Origin of the sequence: Cyanobium sp. Lug-B, assembly GCF_024345635.1 — a bacterium.
In the GTDB taxonomy this organism is placed as follows: domain Bacteria; phylum Cyanobacteriota; class Cyanobacteriia; order PCC-6307; family Cyanobiaceae; genus Cyanobium; species Cyanobium minutissimum.
In genome coordinates this window covers 1-16,749 of the sequence record NZ_JAGQBM010000022.1, presented here as the reverse complement: position 1 = coordinate 16,749, position 16,749 = coordinate 1, and the positions used below count along the sequence as shown (strand labels likewise).

General features: G+C 69.0%; 17 protein-coding genes, 1 tRNA gene and 1 other RNA gene. 9 read left to right on the top strand and 10 right to left on the bottom strand.

Annotated elements, in window-relative coordinates:
- Positions 1–36: 36 nt before the first annotated feature.
- Both fabF and acpP read right to left on the bottom strand, forming a co-directional pair.
- The gene (gene fabF, locus KBY81_RS07415; RefSeq protein ID WP_254976104.1) at positions 37–1,284 is read right to left on the bottom strand and encodes a beta-ketoacyl-ACP synthase II; all 1,248 of its coding nucleotides are present in this window, start codon (positions 1,282–1,284) and stop codon (positions 37–39) included.
- A 7-nt stretch (positions 1,285–1,291) separates the two neighbouring features.
- Positions 1,292–1,534: an acyl carrier protein gene (gene acpP, locus KBY81_RS07410; RefSeq protein ID WP_035833476.1), complete on the bottom strand. Its 243-nt coding sequence runs from the start codon at positions 1,532–1,534 to the stop codon at positions 1,292–1,294.
- Between the two features lie 149 nt (positions 1,535–1,683).
- Here acpP and psaC point away from each other — a divergent pair, with 149 nt between their 5' ends.
- Together psaC and glmS are read left to right on the top strand one after the other, a co-directional pair.
- Positions 1,684–1,929, top strand: a complete 246-nt coding sequence (gene psaC / locus KBY81_RS07405) for a photosystem I iron-sulfur center protein PsaC (protein ID WP_007099573.1) — start codon at positions 1,684–1,686, stop codon at positions 1,927–1,929.
- A gap of 75 nt (positions 1,930–2,004) precedes the next feature.
- Positions 2,005–3,903: a glutamine--fructose-6-phosphate transaminase (isomerizing) gene (gene glmS / locus KBY81_RS07400; RefSeq protein WP_254976103.1), complete on the top strand. Its 1,899-nt coding sequence runs from the start codon at positions 2,005–2,007 to the stop codon at positions 3,901–3,903.
- 179 nt (positions 3,904–4,082) lie between these two features.
- Here the strand turns inward: glmS and KBY81_RS07395 are convergent, their stop codons facing one another.
- A complete protein-coding gene (locus KBY81_RS07395) occupies positions 4,083–5,534 on the bottom strand; it encodes a mannose-1-phosphate guanylyltransferase/mannose-6-phosphate isomerase (protein ID WP_254976102.1) in 1,452 nt (483 codons plus the stop codon).
- A 92-nt stretch (positions 5,535–5,626) separates the two neighbouring features.
- Positions 5,627–6,142, bottom strand: coding sequence for a ribosome maturation factor RimM (rimM, locus tag KBY81_RS07390; RefSeq protein WP_106222943.1), 516 nt, complete (start codon positions 6,140–6,142; stop codon positions 5,627–5,629).
- A gap of 184 nt (positions 6,143–6,326) precedes the next feature.
- Between rimM and KBY81_RS07385 the strand changes: the two genes are divergently transcribed.
- Positions 6,327–6,506 (top strand): NAD(P)H dehydrogenase subunit NdhS, encoded by a 180-nt coding sequence (locus tag KBY81_RS07385; protein ID WP_106222932.1) that lies wholly within the window; start codon positions 6,327–6,329, stop codon positions 6,504–6,506.
- On the opposite strand, the gene rnc is transcribed toward KBY81_RS07385, so the two are convergent.
- Positions 6,484–7,239: a ribonuclease III gene (rnc, locus tag KBY81_RS07380; protein ID WP_106222933.1), complete on the bottom strand. Its 756-nt coding sequence runs from the start codon at positions 7,237–7,239 to the stop codon at positions 6,484–6,486. The two genes, KBY81_RS07385 and rnc, sit on opposite strands and share 23 nt — an antisense overlap.
- Positions 7,240–7,250: 11 nt before the next feature.
- Positions 7,251–7,666: RNase P RNA component class A (rnpB, locus tag KBY81_RS07375), an RNA gene on the bottom strand.
- A gap of 89 nt (positions 7,667–7,755) precedes the next feature.
- On the opposite strand from rnpB, the gene KBY81_RS07370 reads away from it, so the two are divergent.
- Positions 7,756–7,829: transfer RNA gene (locus KBY81_RS07370), tRNA-Arg, on the top strand.
- A 34-nt stretch (positions 7,830–7,863) separates the two neighbouring features.
- On the opposite strand, the gene KBY81_RS07365 is transcribed toward KBY81_RS07370, so the two are convergent.
- On the bottom strand, positions 7,864–8,583 hold the full coding sequence (locus KBY81_RS07365) for a hypothetical protein (RefSeq protein WP_254976101.1): 720 nt from the start codon (positions 8,581–8,583) through the stop codon (positions 7,864–7,866).
- A 200-nt stretch (positions 8,584–8,783) separates the two neighbouring features.
- Positions 8,784–9,515: a hypothetical protein gene (locus KBY81_RS07360; RefSeq protein ID WP_254976100.1), complete on the bottom strand. Its 732-nt coding sequence runs from the start codon at positions 9,513–9,515 to the stop codon at positions 8,784–8,786.
- Between the two features lie 384 nt (positions 9,516–9,899).
- On the opposite strand from KBY81_RS07360, the gene KBY81_RS07355 reads away from it, so the two are divergent.
- The 3 genes from KBY81_RS07355 (at position 9,900) to KBY81_RS07345 (ending at position 11,119) form a co-directional block, all read left to right on the top strand.
- Positions 9,900–10,151: a hypothetical protein gene (locus tag KBY81_RS07355; RefSeq protein WP_254971730.1), complete on the top strand. Its 252-nt coding sequence runs from the start codon at positions 9,900–9,902 to the stop codon at positions 10,149–10,151.
- Between the two features lie 89 nt (positions 10,152–10,240).
- Positions 10,241–10,558, top strand: coding sequence for a hypothetical protein (locus tag KBY81_RS07350; protein WP_015109731.1), 318 nt, complete (start codon positions 10,241–10,243; stop codon positions 10,556–10,558).
- 81 nt (positions 10,559–10,639) lie between these two features.
- Entirely contained in the window at positions 10,640–11,119 is a 480-nt protein-coding gene (locus KBY81_RS07345) for a hypothetical protein (protein WP_254976099.1), read from the top strand.
- A 41-nt stretch (positions 11,120–11,160) separates the two neighbouring features.
- On the opposite strand, the gene KBY81_RS07340 is transcribed toward KBY81_RS07345, so the two are convergent.
- The gene (locus KBY81_RS07340) at positions 11,161–13,722 is read right to left on the bottom strand and encodes a glycogen/starch/alpha-glucan phosphorylase (protein WP_254976098.1); all 2,562 of its coding nucleotides are present in this window, start codon (positions 13,720–13,722) and stop codon (positions 11,161–11,163) included.
- Positions 13,723–13,883: 161 nt separating this feature from the next.
- On the opposite strand from KBY81_RS07340, the gene KBY81_RS07335 reads away from it, so the two are divergent.
- Positions 13,884–15,242 (top strand): cation:proton antiporter, encoded by a 1,359-nt coding sequence (locus tag KBY81_RS07335; RefSeq protein ID WP_254976097.1) that lies wholly within the window; start codon positions 13,884–13,886, stop codon positions 15,240–15,242.
- 13 nt (positions 15,243–15,255) lie between these two features.
- Here KBY81_RS07335 and KBY81_RS07330 read toward each other — a convergent pair whose 3' ends face one another.
- Positions 15,256–15,579 carry a hypothetical protein gene (locus KBY81_RS07330; RefSeq protein WP_106223034.1) on the bottom strand — a complete coding sequence of 108 codons (324 nt, stop codon included), beginning with the start codon at positions 15,577–15,579 and terminating at the stop codon, positions 15,256–15,258.
- Positions 15,580–15,657: 78 nt separating this feature from the next.
- Here KBY81_RS07330 and KBY81_RS07325 point away from each other — a divergent pair, with 78 nt between their 5' ends.
- The gene (locus KBY81_RS07325) at positions 15,658–16,563 is read left to right on the top strand and encodes an alpha/beta fold hydrolase (protein WP_254976096.1); all 906 of its coding nucleotides are present in this window, start codon (positions 15,658–15,660) and stop codon (positions 16,561–16,563) included.
- Positions 16,564–16,749: the final 186 nt, after the last annotated feature.

The following is a 16,749-nucleotide window of genomic DNA, read 5'->3' as shown; positions in this document are numbered from 1 at the left end:
GATGGGTGGCCCGGTGCGCTCTGGCGCGCCGGGTGGTCAGGTCATCCGGCGGAAGGCGAGGCAGACGTTGTGGCCGCCGAATCCGAAGGAGTTGGAAAGCACGACGTTGACGTTGTGTTCCCGGGCCTGGTTGGGCACCACATCCAGATCGCAGGCGGGATCGGGCGTGCTGTAGTTGATCGTAGGCGGTACCAGGTTGTGGGCCACCGCCAGCACCGCGGCGATGGCCTCGATGCCGCCGCTGCCGCCCAGCAGGTGGCCGGTCATCGACTTGGTGGAACTGACCGGGATGGTCATGGCGTGGGCTCCGAGCGCCGACTTGATGGCGGCGGTCTCGTTGCTGTCGTTGGCCTGGGTGCTGGTGCCGTGGGCATTGACGTAATCCACCGCCTCCGGCTCCAGCCGGGCATCGGCCAGGGCCAGGCGGATGGCCTCCGCCGCCCCCACGCCGCCGGGAGACGGGAGGGTGTAGTGGTACGCGTCGCAGGTCATGCCGTAGCCGACGATCTCCCCCAGCACCCGGGCTCCCCGGGCCGTGGCGTGCTCGAGGCTCTCGAGCACCAGCACGCCGGCCCCCTCGCCGATCACGAAGCCGTTGCGCTCGGCGTCGAAGGGGCGGCTCGCCGTGGCCGGATCATCGTTGCGGAACGACAGGGCCCGGGCGCTGGCGAAGCCGGCCACCCCCAGGGGGGTGATCGCCGACTCGGCGCCGCCGCAGACCATGGCGTCCGCCAGGCCCATCTGGATCAGACGGAAGGCATCGCCGATGGCGTTGGAGCCGGCGGCGCAGGCCGTGGCCACGGCGCTGCTGGGGCCCCGGGCGCCGATGGCGATGGCCGCCAGCCCGGTGGCCATATTGGGAATCATCATCGGCACGCAGAACGGGCTGACCCGGTCGGGACCGCGGTCGGCCAGCACGTGGGCCTGGGTTTCCATCATCAGCAGCCCCCCCACGCCGGAGCCGATGGCGACCCCGATGCGCTGGGCGTTGCCGTCGTCGATGGTCAGGCCGGCATCGGCCACCGCCTGCTTGGCCGCAACCACCCCGAACTGGCAGAAGCGATCCCAGCGCTTCGACTCCTTCGGCTCCAGCCAGCCGGCCGTGTCGAAGTCCTTGACTTCGGCGGCGAAACGGCAGGCATGGCGGGAGGCATCGAACAGGGTGATCGGCGCCACCCCATTGCGGCCGCTGATCAGCCCCTCCCAGTAATCCGCGACGTTGTTGCCGATCGGTGTGACCGCGCCCAGGCCGGTGACGACGACGCGGCGGAGACCCTCCACCATGGACGCCTCAGGCCTGCTTCTCTTGGATGTATTTGACGGCGTCACCCACCGTGGTGATCCCTTCAGCCGACTCGTCGGGGATCTCGATGTCGAAGGCTTCCTCCAGGGCCATCACCAGCTCGACGGTGTCGAGGGAATCGGCTCCCAGGTCGTTCTGGAAATTGGATTCCGGCTTGACCTCGTCAGCCTCCACGCTGAGCTGTTCGGCAACGATCGACCGGACTTTCTCGAAGATCGCTTCCTGGGACATGGCTGCTGTGAGGGAGGCAGCATCCTACGGGTCGCCCCGTTCGGGCCCTTTCCGCGTATGAACAAGGGTGACGGCCGGCGGCCGCTGTCGCCCTGCGCCGGAACGGTGTGGGTACTTTGGGCACCTCGCCGTTCGTTCCCGGCCCTGGCATGTCCCACGCCGTCAAGATCTACGACACCTGCATCGGTTGCACCCAGTGCGTCCGTGCCTGCCCCCTCGACGTTCTCGAGATGGTTCCCTGGGACGGCTGCAAGGCCGGCCAGATCGCTTCCTCGCCCCGCACCGAAGACTGCGTCGGCTGCAAGCGCTGCGAAACCGCCTGCCCCACCGACTTCCTGAGCATCCGCGTCTACCTCGGCGACGAGACCAGCCGCTCCATGGGCCTGGCCTACTGAGCCCGGCGCTGTCGCATCCCTCCCATAAGCTCATGCCCGGCGCCTGCGCCGGGCTTTTTTTTGGCCTAACTCTCTATGTGCGGCATCGTTGCCCTGATCGGCTCGCGGGAGGCGGCCCCCCAGCTGCTGGAGGGCCTGCGCCAGCTGGAGTACCGCGGCTACGACTCCGCCGGCATCGCCACCGTTGACGGGGCCGGCCTGCACTGCCTCAAGGCCGAGGGCAAGCTGGTCAACCTGACGGCCCGCTTCGAGGAGCGGGGCGCCCCGGGCCAGTGCGGCATCGGCCACACCCGCTGGGCCACCCACGGCAAGCCGGAGGAGCGCAACGCCCATCCGCACCTCGATGGCAGCGGCCAGCTGGCCGTGGTCCAGAACGGCATCATCGAGAACCACCGCAGTCTTCGGGAGGAGCTGCAGGCCGAGGGGGTGGAATTCCGCTCCGACACCGACACCGAGGTGATTCCCCACCTGATCGCCCGCCGGCTGCGGCAGCGGCAGGCCGAGGGGGCCGGTGCCTCACCGGCGCTGCTGCTGGAGGCCCTGCAGCACGTGCTGCCCCTGCTGCACGGGGCCTATGCCCTGGCGGTGGTCTGGGCGGCGGTGCCCGGGGCCGTGGTGGTGGCCCGGCGGCAGGCGCCGCTGCTGATCGGCCTGGGGGAGGGGGAGTTCCTCTGCGCCAGCGACACTCCCGCCCTGGCGGGCTTCACCCGCACGATCCTGCCCATGGAGGACGGCGAGGTGGCCCTGCTCACGCCGCTGGGGATCGAGCTCTACGACGGACAGGGAGCCCGGGTGCAGCGCAACCCGACGCTGCTGGTGGGCACCGAGCACGTGGCGGACAAGCGCAGCTTCCGCCACTTCATGCACAAGGAGATCCACGAGCAACCCGAGACGGTGGCCCTGTGGGTGGCCCGCCATCTGCCGGAGGGGGCCCTGGTGGCCCTGCCCCTCGACGAGTCCGTCTACGAGGGGGTGGAGCGGATCCAGATCCTCGCCTGCGGCACCAGCCGCCATGCGGCCCAGGTGGGGGCCCATCTGCTGGAGCAGCTGGCGGGGCTGCCCACGTCGGTGTTCTACGCCAGTGAGTTCCGCTATGCCCCGCCGCCGCTGGAGCCCCACACGCTCACCATCGGCGTCACCCAGTCCGGCGAGACGGCCGACACCCTCGCCGCCCTGGCGATGGAGCAGGACCGGCGCTTCCTGATCGCCGATCCGGCCTACGCCCCCCGGCTGCTGGGCATCACCAACCGCCCGGAGAGCTCCCTGGGCCGCCTGGTGCCCCACCTGCTCGACATCGGCGCCGGCATCGAGGTGGGGGTGGCCGCCACCAAGACCTTCCTCGGCCAGCTGCTGGCCTTCTACGGTCTGGCCCTGGCCTTCGCCGAACGTCGCGGCGGCACGGCCCATCCCCTCGGCGGCGGCCGCACCCCCGCCCAGCTGCGGGAGCTGGCGGAGCAGCTGCGTGCCCTGCCCGCCGTGCTGCAGCGGCTGGTCGACGACCATGACCGCTGCTGCGCCGAGCTGGCCCACCTGTTCGCCGACACCCAGGACGTGATCTTCCTGGGGCGGGGCATCAACTACCCGATCGCCATGGAGGGGGCCCTGAAGCTCAAGGAGATCAGCTACATCCACGCCGAGGGCTACCCGGCGGGGGAGATGAAGCACGGCCCGATCGCCCTGCTCGACGCCCGCGTTCCGGTGGTGTCGATCGCCGTGCCGGGCACCGTCTTCGAGAAGGTGCTCTCCAACGCCCAGGAGGCCAAGGCCCGCGACGCCCAGTTGATCGGCGTGGCACCCGCCTGCCCGGACACCGAACTGTTCGATGTGCTGCTGCCCCTGCCGGAGGTGGACGAGCTGCTCAGCCCCCTGCTGACGGTGATCCCGATGCAGCTGCTCAGCTATCACATCGCCGCCCACCGGGGCCTGGACGTCGATCAGCCGAGGAACCTCGCCAAGAGCGTCACTGTCGAGTGAGGGTGTCGGGCCGGTGACGCCCTGCGGTGGGCGAGCCCGCTGGAGCGGGCAACGCCCACCTTCGGACGTCACTGGCCCGACACCCTCCCGGGAGGGAATGGCCCCGAGAGCAATCGGCGGCCTCCCTCTCGCGCCCAGTTCCTGTGCCGAGCTGAGGGCGCCGCCCGAGGACGACGCCCTCAGCTCGGCACAGGGGCTGGAGCGTCGCTGCGACCGTAACGGTCGTCGAAGCGCACGATGTCGTCTTCCCCGAGATAGGGGCCGCTCTGCACCTCGATCAGCTCCATGGGGATCTTGCCGGGGTTGGTGAGGCGGTGCCGGGCGCCGAGGGGGATGTAGGTGCTCTGGTTCTCGCCCACCAGCTCCTCCACTCCGTCCTTCTCCACCACGGCGGTGCCCCGCACCACCACCCAGTGCTCGGCCCGGTGGTGGTGCATCTGCAGGGACAGGCTGGCGCCGGGCTTCACCGAGATCTTCTTGACCTGCCAGCGCTCCCCTTCCACCACCCCGTCGTAGTGGCCCCAGGGGCGGTAGATGCGGCGGTGGGCCCGGCTTTCCGGAGCCCCGTCCCGCTCCAGCCGGCCGACGATGCCTTTCACCTCCTGGGCCCGGTCGCGGTGGGCCACGAGCACCACGTCGTCGGTCTCCACCACCACCAGATCCTCGACCCCCAGCCCCACCACCAGGCGGTGCTCGCTGCGCAGGTAGCAGTTGCGGCTGCCCTCGCTGATCACCCGACCCCGCAGCACGTTCCCTTCCGGGTCCTGCTCCGAGGTCTCCCACAGGGCCCCCCAGCTGCCCACGTCACTCCACTCGGCATCGAGGGGCAGCACCACGCCCCGGTCGGTCCGCTCCATCACCGCCACGTCGATGGCGATGCTGGGGCCGCTGGCGAAGGCCTCCCGCTCCAGCCGCAGGAACTCCAGGTCGGCGCTGTCATGCTCAAGGGCGGTGCGGCAGGCGCTCACCACCTCGGGCACGAAGCGATCCAGCTCCTCCAGGATGGCGCTGGCGCGGAACAGGAACATGCCGCTGTTCCAGGTGAAGCGGCCGGTGGCCAGGAAGGCCTCGGCGGTGGCCCGGTCGGGCTTCTCCACGAAGCGGGCGATCGGTACGGGCGTGGCGGCCAGGGGTTCGGCGGCCTCGATGTAGCCGTAGCCCGTCTCCGGGCTGGTGGGCACGATGCCGAAGCTGACCAGCTGGCCGGCGGTGGCGGCGGCCATGCCGGCGGCCACGGTGGCGCGGAAGTCCGCGGCCCGGCGGATGACGTGATCGGCCGCCAGGATCAGCAGCAGGGGGTCCTCACCCCGGACGGTGGCCTGCAGGGCCGCCACCGCCACCGCCGGGGCGGTGTTGCGCCCCACCGGCTCCAGCAGGATCGCCGCCGGCTCCACGCCGATCTGGCGCATCTGCTCGGCCACGATGAAGCGATGGTCCTCGTTGCAGATCAGCAACGGCGGCGCCAGGTCCGGCAGCCCCTGGAGGCGCTGGTGGGTCTGCTGCAGGAGGGTGTCCTCGCTGTTGCCGGCCAGGGGCCAGTACTGCTTCGGATAGCTGGCCCGGGACAGGGGCCAGAGGCGGGTGCCGGTGCCGCCGCAGAGAATCACCGGGACCAGGGAGGGGGTAGCCATCGCGGCGGCAGCTGTCCCGCAGGACCATCAGACGGGCCCATTCAACCGGAGCCGGCCCCGGCCGTCAGCGTCGGGGTGCACCCCGGACAGTTTCAGAGGTCCAGAAGTCCGGGCGGCGGCGTCAGGCCGATCCAGCCCTCCGCCAGGTTCACCTCCGGCACGATCGCCTCCACGAAGGGGATCAGCAGCCGCCGGCCGCCGTCGCTGAGCTCCACCTCCAGCAGGTCGTTGCCCCCGTGGATCAGGTCGGTCACGGTGCCGATCGTCGCCTGGGGATCCTGGAGCAACCGCACCTGGAGTCCCACCAGATCGAGGAGGTGGAATTCCCCCGGCCCCAGGGTGGGCCGGTCGGCGGCCGACACCAGCAGGTGCTGCCCCACCAGGGCTTCGGCGGCGTTGCGATCGCCGATGCCCTCAAGGCGCAGCACGAACAGGGTTTTGCCCGGCACGGGCCTGCCGGCCAGCAGCCGCACAGGCCGGGGGGCGCCCCCGGGGGCCTGCAGCCAGCGGGGACCGGGCCGGGTGAACCGTTCGGGGAAGTCGCTCAGGGGCAGCAGGCGCACGTCGCCGCCCATCCCCTGGGCCGCCACCACCTTCCCCACGGCCATGAGCTCGCCCGGGTCGGCCCCTGGCCCCTCGTCGCTGGTGTCGGCCACGGCCTGATCGCTTCCGTCGCCGGGCATCATCGCGTCACGGCCCGGTGCGGTGCCCGCGGGCACCCGTCAGGGGCTCCACCGGGGCGCCCGGGCATCGATAATGTCCCCACTTGATGGTCCCCCAGGGGCATCCGCCATGGCCAGCAGCCCGATCCTGCCCGGTTCCACCGTGGTGGTGCGCGATACCCGCTCCATCTACAACGGCTACCAGGGCTTCGTGCAGCGCATCAGCGGGGCGATGGCCGCCGTGCTGTTCGAGGGCGGCAACTGGGACAAGCTGGTGACCGTGCCCCTCAGCACCCTGGAGCAGGCCTGAGGGCGAGGGCCGCCAGGGCCGCCCGGGCCGCCTGCTGCTCCGCCTCCCGGCGGGAGCGTCCCCGGCCCTCCCCGCTGAGATCGGCCACCTCCACCCGGCATTCGAAGCGTTCCGGGTCCCCATGCACACGGCTGCGCTCCAGGCAGTGGTAGAGGGGCAGGCCTTTCCCCTGGCCCTGGCTCCACTCCTGCAGCACCGACTTCCAGTTGTGACGTGCCGGGTCGGCCAGCAGCTCGGCGGCGCTGCCCCGCCAGTGGGGGGCGAGCCAGCGCTGTACGGCCACCAGTCCACCCTGGGGACCGCCCCCCACCGTGTAGATGGCGCCCACCAGGGCCTCGGCGCATTCGGCCAGCACGGTGGAGCGGCCGGCCCGGTCGCCAGCGGCCATCGGCCCCATGAGCAGCACGGGCTCCAGGGCGATGCTGCGGGCCAGCTCGCTCAGCCAGCGGTCGGACACCAGCTGGGCCCGCAAACCGGAGGTGTCGCCCACACCCAGGGCCGGGTGCTCCCGGTGCAGGAACTCGGCGGCCGCCAGCCGCAGCACCGCGTCGCCGAGGAACTCCAGCCGGTCGTGGTGGCGGGGCAGGCCGGTGGAGCTGTGGGTGAGGGCCTCATCCAGGGTCTCGAGGGCCACCTCCGCGGCGGCCGGGTCGGACGGGATCAGGCCATCGGCGGCGCCGAAGCCGAGGCTCTCCAGAAAGGCCAGGAGTTGCTGGCGGCGCTGGGGAGTCATCGCGGGGCAAGAGGGGAAAGCAGGACGTAAGCCGGGTTCTGTTCTCCCCAGCCGGCGGCGGACCGTCGGTTGGGGGGGTGATCATCTGTCTGGGACCGCCGTCACCGGCGGCCTCGAGCGGCGCATGGGAATCGGGACGGGGAAGATGGCCAACCGCTGTCCCTGGGCCTTGCTCCCAGCCGGGGTTTACCGAGCCGGCACCTCTCGATGCCGCTGGTGCGCTCTTACCGCACCTTTGCACCCTTGCCTGTGCGCCGGGCAAGCCCGGGCCATCGGCGGTGTGTTTCTGTGGCACTGTCCTCACGGTCACCCGCACTGGGCGTTACCCAGCAGGCCTGGCCATTGGGGAGCCCGGACTTTCCTCAACCGGCCGCGGCGCCGGCCCGAAGGCCGCACCGCACCGATCGCGATCACCTCGCCTGCTTTCCAGCCCTAAGACTAGGAGTCTGAGGGGCCGGGCCCAGCCCTAAAGTGGTCACGCGTGTGGCAGGGATACCCCTCCTCCATGCCCGTCCAGGGGCTGTAGCTCAGCCGGATAGAGCGACGGTTTCCTAAACCGTAGGTCGTGGGTTCGAGTCCCGCCAGCCCCGTTTCCGCTTGTCGGTCGAGAGAACCCGGACGGTCCTAGTCCCTGTAGCGGAAGAGGCCAAGGCGCCGGAACATGCCGAAAAGGGGCCCTTCTTTTTCTGCAATGCCGCTGAAGCCAATCGCCATCAGGATGGCCAGGACGGAGTTGCGCACGGCCTCGCCGATGAACTGTTCCAGCCGCTGGCGGCGTAATTCTCCGGCCTGAAAATTGGCCGCGTTCAGCTGACTGTCAAAGTTGCTGATCAGACGCTTCTTGATTTCCGGAAAGGGTGCATCAAAACGTGCTGGCAACGGGGGAGGCGTGGGAAGACTGCCCAGGAAACTGCGCAGTTCCTCTTCGTTGTTGGCGGCTGTCGCCCCCCGGATGATTCGCTTGATCAGCTGAATACTCTGATTTTCTTTCGCCTGAACGGCCCCATTGGCCCGGTGGCCGGCATAGAACTGAAATGGGATGATGATCAGGAGCAGAACGGCAAACCACCCCGCCAACCTGCGGAGCAGGCCGGCCTGCTCCAGCAGCTGCTGATTCCTTTCATTCAGGAACACCGCACCGCACACCAGCAGGATGCCCAGCAACAGAAAGGTGCTGCTGGCGAGGATGGCGCTGATCAGGCGCAACTGCCAGGCCGGATCGATCAACTTCACCGGCAGTGAGGAGAACAGAAGGCCCGTGAGAGCGGAACCGATCAACACCCAGCCCACCAGGGCGAACCAGCGGGAGGCGATGACGGCAGGCCGCCTGATGGCGCTGCCCATGCTTTTCGTCGGGTCCATCACGTCAGGCTCCTCAGCAGACTGGGGTTCATCAGGGTAGGAAGTCAGGAAAGCGTGCCCAGATTAACCTTCCGTGGCGTTTGGGTCTTGTCGGAAGGCGATAAAAAGGCTTGCAAAAAAAAGCCCCCCCTTGGAAGGGGAGGCTGGGTTGGAGAAGGTTGGTGGATACCCGGGAACGGGGATCAGGCAACCTGCTTGATGCGGTTCCGGAGCTTGCGGGAGAGACCGAAAGCGGCACCGGCACCGAGAATCGGAAGCGGGCCAGGAACGTTGGTGTCGGTGGAGGGCTTGGTTTGGGTGAACTGGATGCCGAAGCTGTTGATGGTGGAAGGGCCTTGGCCGGCAGGGGCGTTGGCGGCAAACGTCTGGGTGAAGGTGGCAGCCACGGTGTTGTCAAGGAACAACCCGGAGGTGCTGGGGTTGCTCAGTGAGGTGGCGGTCAGCGGAGCGGGGAGCGCCGCCGACGTGATCGTGGTGGTGAAGCCGCCACCCAGCAGGTTGCCTCCAGTGATGTTGGCCTGGGCAGCCAGGAACTCGTTTCCAGCAGCAAGACCGGCGGGGGTGATGCTGATGGTGTAGCCGACGGAGCCGGAAATGTTGGACTGGGCTTGGGGGTCGAAGTTGTACTGCAGCTGGTAGAAGACAGGCGTGATCTGGGTGAAGAGGATGCTGTCAAGAGCACCGGGGGTGAACCCGTTGAAGCTGAGGCCGCTCAGCGTCTTGTCGCCGATGGTCAGAGGGTCACCGTTGTTGCAGGTGCCTCCAAGGACGGCGGACACCAGGCAAGAGATTTTGTCGCCAGGGGCCTGTTGAGCCTTGGACTCGCCGGCCTGCAGGGAGAGAGCGGCGGCGGCGGCCAGGACACCAGCTTTGGCAACGAGAGCCGGTTTGAAGCGGAATCGAGTGGTCGTCATGGTTTGGAGGGGTGGTTGGGCGCTGGGGACGGGGAGTGGCCCAAGCACCTACAAAGGCAAACTTGGCCAACGTTGGAACCATACCACAAATCTGAGTAATCCTTAAGGCGTCCTGTCACCGGATCTTCATCTTTGTCAGGGCGTCGGCACCGCGGTCCTTGGCAAGGGGTGCTTACGGTGAGGGAAGCCAGTGCTGATCAGGAGAATTCGCGAGACGACTGGTGGGTCCAGCGAGCCATGGCTTTCCGCCCATGCCGTTCAGGTCTTCACCATTGTCCAGTGTGTTGGCCTGAGGCTGCACCATCAGTCGATTCTGGCTTCCCAGGGTGGGCAGAAGCTTCGCCCTGGGAAGCCCAAAATTCCAAATCCCCAGCTTCCAGACCCATGGCCCCCCGTCCCCTGCTCTCCCCCTGGCTGGCCACCCCCGTCGCCTTCCTTGCCGGTGCGGTCGTCGCCTCGGGTGTCGCCGTCGCCCAGCAGCCCAACATGCAGAACGCCCTCAATGCGCTGTTCAGCGCCCGGTCGTCCCTGCAGATGGCGGCTCCTAATAAAGGTGGCCACCGCGATCGGGCGATCACCCTGGTGAATCAGGCCATCGCCGAGGTGGAGGCGGGCATCGCCTACGCCGGCAACTGACGCTTCGCTGTCCCCGTAACGAGCGCTACCGCTGGTGGGCTTCCCAAAATGAACGCTCCCGCTAGCGTGGCCCCAGTCGTCAGCAGTGGATGACCCAGCTTCACGACCTGCGCCTGCGGTTGCTGGTGCAGCAGGAGAGCGAATCCATCGCCCACAGCCACCCCGATGACCTTGATCTTTCGGTGGTGCAGGCCCGCTGCCTCTGCTGGCTGGCCCTCCTGGCCGATGCCCACGAGGAGCAGGCCGGCGATGCCGAGCGTCGCGGCGATGTGGAGCAGGCCATGGGCTGGTTCGCCGATTCGATGCGCCTGCGCGATGTGATCCAGGTGGTCAGCTCGATCGAGATTCCCCTGCCGCTGCTCCAGGAGGACGGCGACCAGCCCGATCAGGACCCGATGGCCGCCTGAGCGGTTGCGCTCCTGCGCCGCTCTTTGCTCCGCTGCTCCCGGTCGGTGCCATGATGACCATTGAATGAAAGAAGGGACGCGGTGCCAGAAGAGCCCTGCCAATGTCCTGATTGCCAGCGGTTCTATCGGGAACACGACCGGCTGATCCGAGAAAATCCCAGCCTGCGTCAGCAGCAGGAGCTGAACTGGGCGGCGCTGCAGTCGTTCCGCACCCTCGCCGGCCGGGTGCTGGAGGAGCTCCAGAAGCAGCACGGCGACGGTGACGCCCCCCCCACCCCCGCAGCCCCGGACGCCGTCCCAGCCGAGGCCGGTGCCGAGGTGCCCGCGGAGCAGGAGGCGATTCAGCAGGCCATGGCCGACCTGGAGAACATCAACGCCCACCTCTTCTCCATCGAGGCCCTGATGGAGCGCATCTTCGATGTGCGGGTGCCTGAGCCCGTCGAGCAGACCTTCCGGGAGGTGGCCGGTGAGCTCGCCCCCGATCCCCTCAACGCCGACCGGCTGCGCCTCAACCGCCTGCTGCACCAGACACCCGACCTGCCCGATCACCGGGGCGGCTGAAGCCCCCCGGTCCGCCTCAGGCCAGCCTCACCGGGCCACCCTCACGGCGCCGCCGGCAGCCGGCGGCCCTTAGCCGGAGCTTCATCGATCTCGCAGGTGATGGTCACGGGGAACTCCTCCGCCTGCCAGATCCGTTCGCAGTACTCCCGGATCGAGCGATCGGAGGAGAACAGGCCGCTGCGGGCGGTGTTCAGCAGCGACATCCGGTTCCAGCGCGGACGGTCGCTCCAGGCGTCGCTCACGTCCTGCTGGGCCTTCAGGTAGGCCTCGAAGTCGGCCAGCACGAAGAAGGGGTCGCGGCCGGTGAGGTTCTCCAGCAGGGGGCGGAACAGCTCCTTGTCGCCGTTGCTGAAGTGGCCGCTCTCGATCAGGTGCAGCACCTCCGGCAGCTCCGGGGTGGAGCCGATCAGCTCCCAGGGCCGGTAGCCCTGCTGCTTGAGTTCGGCAATGCCCTCGGTGGTGCGACCGAAGAGAAAGAAGTTGTCATCGCCCACCTGCTCACGGATCTCGACGTTGGCGCCATCGAGGGTGCCGATGGTGAGGGCGCCGTTCATCATGAATTTCATGTTGCCGGTGCCGGAGGCCTCGAGGCCGGCGGTGGAGATCTGCTCGGAGAGGTCGGCGGCGGGATAGACCCGCTCCCCGAGCTTGACGTTGTAGTCGGCGAGGAAGATGACGCGCAGGCGGCCGTCCATGTCGGGATCGGCGTTGACGACGTCGGCGATGCCGTTGATGAAGCGGATGATCAGCTTGGCCATGGCGTAGCCGGGGGCGGCCTTGCCCCCGAAGATCACGGTGCGGGGGGCCATGCCGTCAGCGAGGCCGTTCTTGATGCGCAGGTACTGGGCGATCACCTGGAGGGCATTGAGGTGCTGGCGCTTGTACTCGTGGATGCGCTTCACCTGCACGTCGAACATCGAGGCGGGATCCACCAGCACGCCCGTGTGGCGATGGATGTAGTGGGTGAGATGGCGCTTCACCGACAGCTTGGTGGCTCCCCAGTGCTCCAGGAAGCCGCTGTCGTCGGCGTAGCGCTCCAGCTGGCGCAGTTCGTCCAGGTTGCGCACCCAGCCGTCGCCGATTGAGGCATCCAGCAGGGCCGAGAGCTGGGGATTGGCCAGGGCCACCCAGCGCCGGGGGGTGACGCCGTTGGTGACGTTGGTGAACTTCTCGGGCCAGAGGGCGGCGAACTCGGGGAAGAGGTCCTGCTTGACCAGGGCGCTGTGGAGGGCGGCGACGCCGTTGACGTGGTGGGAGCCGATGGTGGCGAGGTGGGCCATGCGGACGGCCTTGTCGCCGGCCTCATCGATGATCGAGAGGCGTCGCAGCACGGCGTCGTTGCCGGGGTACTTGAGGCGCACCTGCTGGAGGAAGCGGCGGTTGATCTCGAAGATCAGCTCGAGATGGCGGGGCAGCAGGGAGCCGAAGAGATCGAGGCCCCACTTTTCCAGGGCCTCGGGCAGGAGGGTGTGGTTGGTGTAGGAGAGGCAGGCGGTGGTGATGGCCCAGGCGCTGTCCCACTCGAGATGCTTGTCGTCGAGCAGGAGCCGCATCAGCTCGGCGACGGCGATGGAGGGGTGGGTGTCGTTGAGCTGGATGGCCCAGTGCTCGGGGAACTCCTGGACGGGAATGCCGCGGGCATCGAGGCTGCGGATCATGTCCTGCAGCGAGCAGCTGACGAAGAAGTGCTGCTGCTTGAGGCGCAGCTGGCGGCCCTTGGCGGTGCCGTCGTTGGGGTAGAGCACCTTGCAGAGGGTCTCGGAGCCCACCTTCTCCTCCACGGCGCCGTAGTAGTCGCCGCTGTTGAAGGCGTAGAAGTCGAAGGATTCGGTGGCATCGGCGCGCCAGAGGCGCAGCCGGTCGCAGGTGTTCACCCGATAGCCGAGCACGGGCACATCGTGCGGGACGCCGATGGCGTGCTCGGCGGGGATCCAGCGCACCCGGTAGGCGCCGTGCTGGTCGCGGTAGCTCTCGGTGTGGCCACCGAAGCCCACGAAACAGGCCTGGTCGGGGTGGGGAATCTCCCAGGGCCAGCCGGCCTTGAGCCACTTGTCGGTGATCTCCACCTGCCAGCCGTCGCGGATCAGCTGGTCGAAGATGCCGAACTCGTAGCGGATGCCGTAGCCGGTGGCCGGGATCTCGAGGGTGGCGAGGGATTCGAGGAAGCAGGCGGCCAGACGACCCAGGCCGCCATTGCCCAGTCCCGGTTCCTCCTCCACGTCGAGGATCTCCTCGATGTCGTTGATGCCGAACTGGCGCAGGGCTTCGGCGGCCTCCTTCTGGATGCCCAGCATCAGGAGGTTGTTGCCGAGCTGGGGACCGATCAGGAATTCGGCCGAGAGGTAGGCGACGATCCGTTTGGGGTTGGAGCCGATGGCCTCGATGCCCGCCAGGTAGCGGGTCATCAGCCGGTCACGCACGGCGTAGCTGAGCGCCATGTAAAGGTCGTGGCGGCTGGCGCTGGGGGCCAGCTTGCCGAGCGTGTAGAAGAGGTGCTCGGTCATGCCCTCGAACACGTCCGTCGCCGTCAGGCCGCTGCGATCGGGATCCGCGAAGCACCCGGGCGTCGGCAGGCTCAGGTTGCGGGGTTGCTGGTCGGTCATGGCGGTCGGCGCGCGGTGGTCCCTCGGGCACAGGTCTTGCCGTGCGTCCCAAGACCGTAGCGGTGGTTGCCATTCCTCCTGAGCGGCCTGTTGGGAGATCAGCAACGGCACACGTGATCAACGCCAACGCCCCTAGCGTCCGATGGCCCGTGCATCCCTTCATGGTCGCGCCCAGCCTGCTGCTCGAGGTCGGCAACACCCAGATCGAGACGGTGGAAACCCTGCTTCAGGTGGGGCGCTACCTGGTCATCTTTCTGGCGGCCCGGGCCTTGGCGGAGCTGATGGTGCGCCTCGGTCTGCCCACGATCCTCGGGGAACTGCTGGCGGGCGTTCTGGTCGGCGTCACCGGTCTGCACCTGATCCTGCCACCGGAGGTCCACGCCCAGCTCAACCAGGGCATGCTCGAGCTGATCGGCGCCTGTGCCGGGGTCAGCCCGGAGGCCGTGGCCACGATCTACGCCGAGAGCTTCCCCTCCCTGGAGGCCACCGCCAGGCTCGGTCTCTACGCCCTGCTGTTCCTCACGGGCCTGGAGAGTGAACTCGACGAACTGATGGCCGTGGGTCGCCAGGCCACCACCGTGGCCCTCACCGGCGTGGTGCTGCCCTTCGCCATGGGCACGGCGGGGCTCTACCTCCTGTTCCATGTGCCCCTGTTTCCGGCGGTGTTCGCGGGCGCCTCGATGACCGCCACCAGCATCGGCATCACCGCCAGCGTCTTCGGGGAACTCGGATTCCTCCGCACCCGGGAGGGCCAGACCGTCATCGGTGCCGCCGTGCTCGACGACATCTTCGGCATCGTCATCCTGGCGGTGGTGGTGGCTCTGGCCGGTGACGGGGTGCTTTCCGCCGGTCCGATCCTGAAGCTGGTGCTGGCGGCGGCGGTGTTCGTGGCGGTGGCCCTGTTCCTGAGCCGCACGGCCGCCCCCGTCTTCGACTGGGTCCTTGACCGGCTCAGGGCACCGGGGGAGGTGGCGGTGGCCGGCTTCGTGGTGCTGGGTCTGTGCTGCTTCGTCGCCGAGGCGATCGGCCTTGAGGCGGCCCTCGGGGCCTTCGCCGCCGGTCTGATCCTTAGCGCCTCCAAGCACACCGAAGCCATCCAGCAGTCGGTGAAGCCCCTGGCGGCCCTGTTCGCCACCGTCTTCTTCGTGCTGATCGGCAGTTCCCTGGACCTGTCGGTGATGAATCCCCTCAACCCCGACAACCGGGAAGGGTTGGTGGTCGCCCTGTTCCTGCTGGTGGTGGCGATCGCCGGCAAGGTGGCCGCTGGCTGGAGCTACCTCAGCAAGGAGAAGACCAACCGTCTGGTGGTGGGCCTGGGGATGATGCCCCGCGGGGAGGTGGGCCTGATCTTCCTGGGGCTGGGCAGCCAGGCCGGCATCCTCTCGGCGCCCCTGGAGGCGGCCATCCTGCTGATGGTGATCGGCACCACCTTCCTGGCGCCCCTGCTGCTGCGGCTGGCCCTCAGCGGTGTCGAGGTTCCTGCCGACCCGGCGGAGACCCCGGCCGAGCAGGCCGCCTGATCCCCTCGCCGCCTCAGGACCTGCGGTCGTCGTCCCGTCGGGCCGCCAGGCCGATCGACAGGCCGCCGAGCACGGCAATCAGGCCCAGGCTGCCGGCCCAGCCCGGGCCCAGGGCCCAGCTGAGCAGCAGCTCCACCCCCAGGCCCACCGCCAGGGCGAGCAGCAGGCTGCCGCCCACCAGCACCAGCTGCTGCAGCCCCTCTTCCAGAGAGGCGTCGGCCAGCGCCTGCTCCAGCCGGGCGAGGGGAACGCTCAGAGGCAGATACAGGGCCAGGGCCCAGAGGGCGATCCCCGGCAGCAACGGGCTCAGGTCGGAGAGGCTGAAGGCGTCGGGCATGGCGGCAGGCGCAGGGGGCAGGGCCGCGCACTGGCCGCGCTTCCTAGCATCGTCCCTCATTGCGCCACCGCTGCGTTCATGGCTTCGTCACCCGAGACCTCCTGGTCGTTCCTGGGCCACCGGGTGCATGCCCTGCGGGCGGCTCCGGAGCAGCCCACCGGGCCGGCGATCCTGCTGGTGCACGGCTTCGGCGCTTCCACCGACCACTGGCGGTTCAACATCCCCGTGCTGGCCCGGACCCATGAGGTCCATGCCATCGATCTGCTCGGCTTCGGCCGCAGCGCCAAGCCCGCCGGCCTCTCCTACGGCGGTGCCCTCTGGCGCGACCAGCTCTGCGCCTACGTGGAGGAGCGCATCGGCCGCCCCACCGTGCTGGTGGGCAACTCCCTCGGCGGTTTCGCCGCCCTCGCCGCCGGGGCCGCCCTCGGCGAGCGGGCCGCCGGCGTGGCCCTGCTCAATGCCGCCGGGCCCTTCAGCGACGAGCAGGCGCCGCCGCTGGGCTGGGGGGCCATCGCCCGCCGCACCATCGGCCCGGCCCTGCTGCGCAGCCCCGTGCTGCAGCGCCTGCTGTTCGAGAACATGCGCCGCCCCGCCACCGTGCGCCGCACCCTGAATCAGGTGTACATCGACCGCACCAACGTCGATGACGCCCTGGTGGAGGCGATCCTGCGCCCCTCCCGCGACCCCGGGGCCTTCGGCGTCTTCCGCACCGTCTTCGACATCCCCCGCGGCCAGCCCCTCGACGAACTGTTCGCCGAGCTCACGGCGCCGCTGCTGCTGCTCTGGGGCATCCGCGACCCCTGGATCAACGCCGCCGGCCGCCGGGCCAGCTTCCAGCGGCATGCGCCGGCCCGCACCACCGAAGTGGTGCTCGAAGCCGGCCACTGCCCCCACGATGAGGTGCCCGACCAGGTCAACCGGGCCCTGCTGGAGTGGCTGGCGGGTCTGGTGGCCAGCCCGGTTGCCGCGCTGACCGCCGGCTGAACCCGGCGGCGGCTGCCGGTCGGTACATTTCCCTCCACACAGGGGGGCCGGTTTGATCGCCGCCGTCACAAGCACCGGAGCCGCCGCCGCGGCAAGCGGCCCAGCGAGCGGAGCCGGCGGGAAGGGAGGGGGATTCGCCTACCGGCCGGACATCGACGCGCTGCGGGGAGCGGCGATGCTGGCGGT

Coding starts and splice junctions, on each gene's coding strand:
- KBY81_RS07385 (WP_106222932.1), top strand. CDS start 6,327: ATGGCCAGCAGCCCGATCCTGCCCGGTTCCACCGTGGTGGTGCGCGAT.
- KBY81_RS07335 (WP_254976097.1), top strand. CDS start 13,884: ATGGTCGCGCCCAGCCTGCTGCTCGAGGTCGGCAACACCCAGATCGAG.
- KBY81_RS07365 (WP_254976101.1), bottom strand. CDS start 8,583: ATGGGCAGCGCCATCAGGCGGCCTGCCGTCATCGCCTCCCGCTGGTTC.
- fabF (WP_254976104.1), bottom strand. CDS start 1,284: ATGGTGGAGGGTCTCCGCCGCGTCGTCGTCACCGGCCTGGGCGCGGTC.
- KBY81_RS07355 (WP_254971730.1), top strand. CDS start 9,900: ATGGCCCCCCGTCCCCTGCTCTCCCCCTGGCTGGCCACCCCCGTCGCC.
- KBY81_RS07330 (WP_106223034.1), bottom strand. CDS start 15,579: ATGCCCGACGCCTTCAGCCTCTCCGACCTGAGCCCGTTGCTGCCGGGG.
- psaC (WP_007099573.1), top strand. CDS start 1,684: ATGTCCCACGCCGTCAAGATCTACGACACCTGCATCGGTTGCACCCAG.
- KBY81_RS07340 (WP_254976098.1), bottom strand. CDS start 13,722: ATGACCGACCAGCAACCCCGCAACCTGAGCCTGCCGACGCCCGGGTGC.
- acpP (WP_035833476.1), bottom strand. CDS start 1,534: ATGTCCCAGGAAGCGATCTTCGAGAAAGTCCGGTCGATCGTTGCCGAA.
- rnc (WP_106222933.1), bottom strand. CDS start 7,239: ATGACTCCCCAGCGCCGCCAGCAACTCCTGGCCTTTCTGGAGAGCCTC.
- KBY81_RS07360 (WP_254976100.1), bottom strand. CDS start 9,515: ATGACGACCACTCGATTCCGCTTCAAACCGGCTCTCGTTGCCAAAGCT.
- KBY81_RS07395 (WP_254976102.1), bottom strand. CDS start 5,534: ATGGCTACCCCCTCCCTGGTCCCGGTGATTCTCTGCGGCGGCACCGGC.
- KBY81_RS07325 (WP_254976096.1), top strand. CDS start 15,658: ATGGCTTCGTCACCCGAGACCTCCTGGTCGTTCCTGGGCCACCGGGTG.
- glmS (WP_254976103.1), top strand. CDS start 2,005: ATGTGCGGCATCGTTGCCCTGATCGGCTCGCGGGAGGCGGCCCCCCAG.
- rimM (WP_106222943.1), bottom strand. CDS start 6,142: ATGGCCGTGGGGAAGGTGGTGGCGGCCCAGGGGATGGGCGGCGACGTG.
- KBY81_RS07350 (WP_015109731.1), top strand. CDS start 10,241: ATGACCCAGCTTCACGACCTGCGCCTGCGGTTGCTGGTGCAGCAGGAG.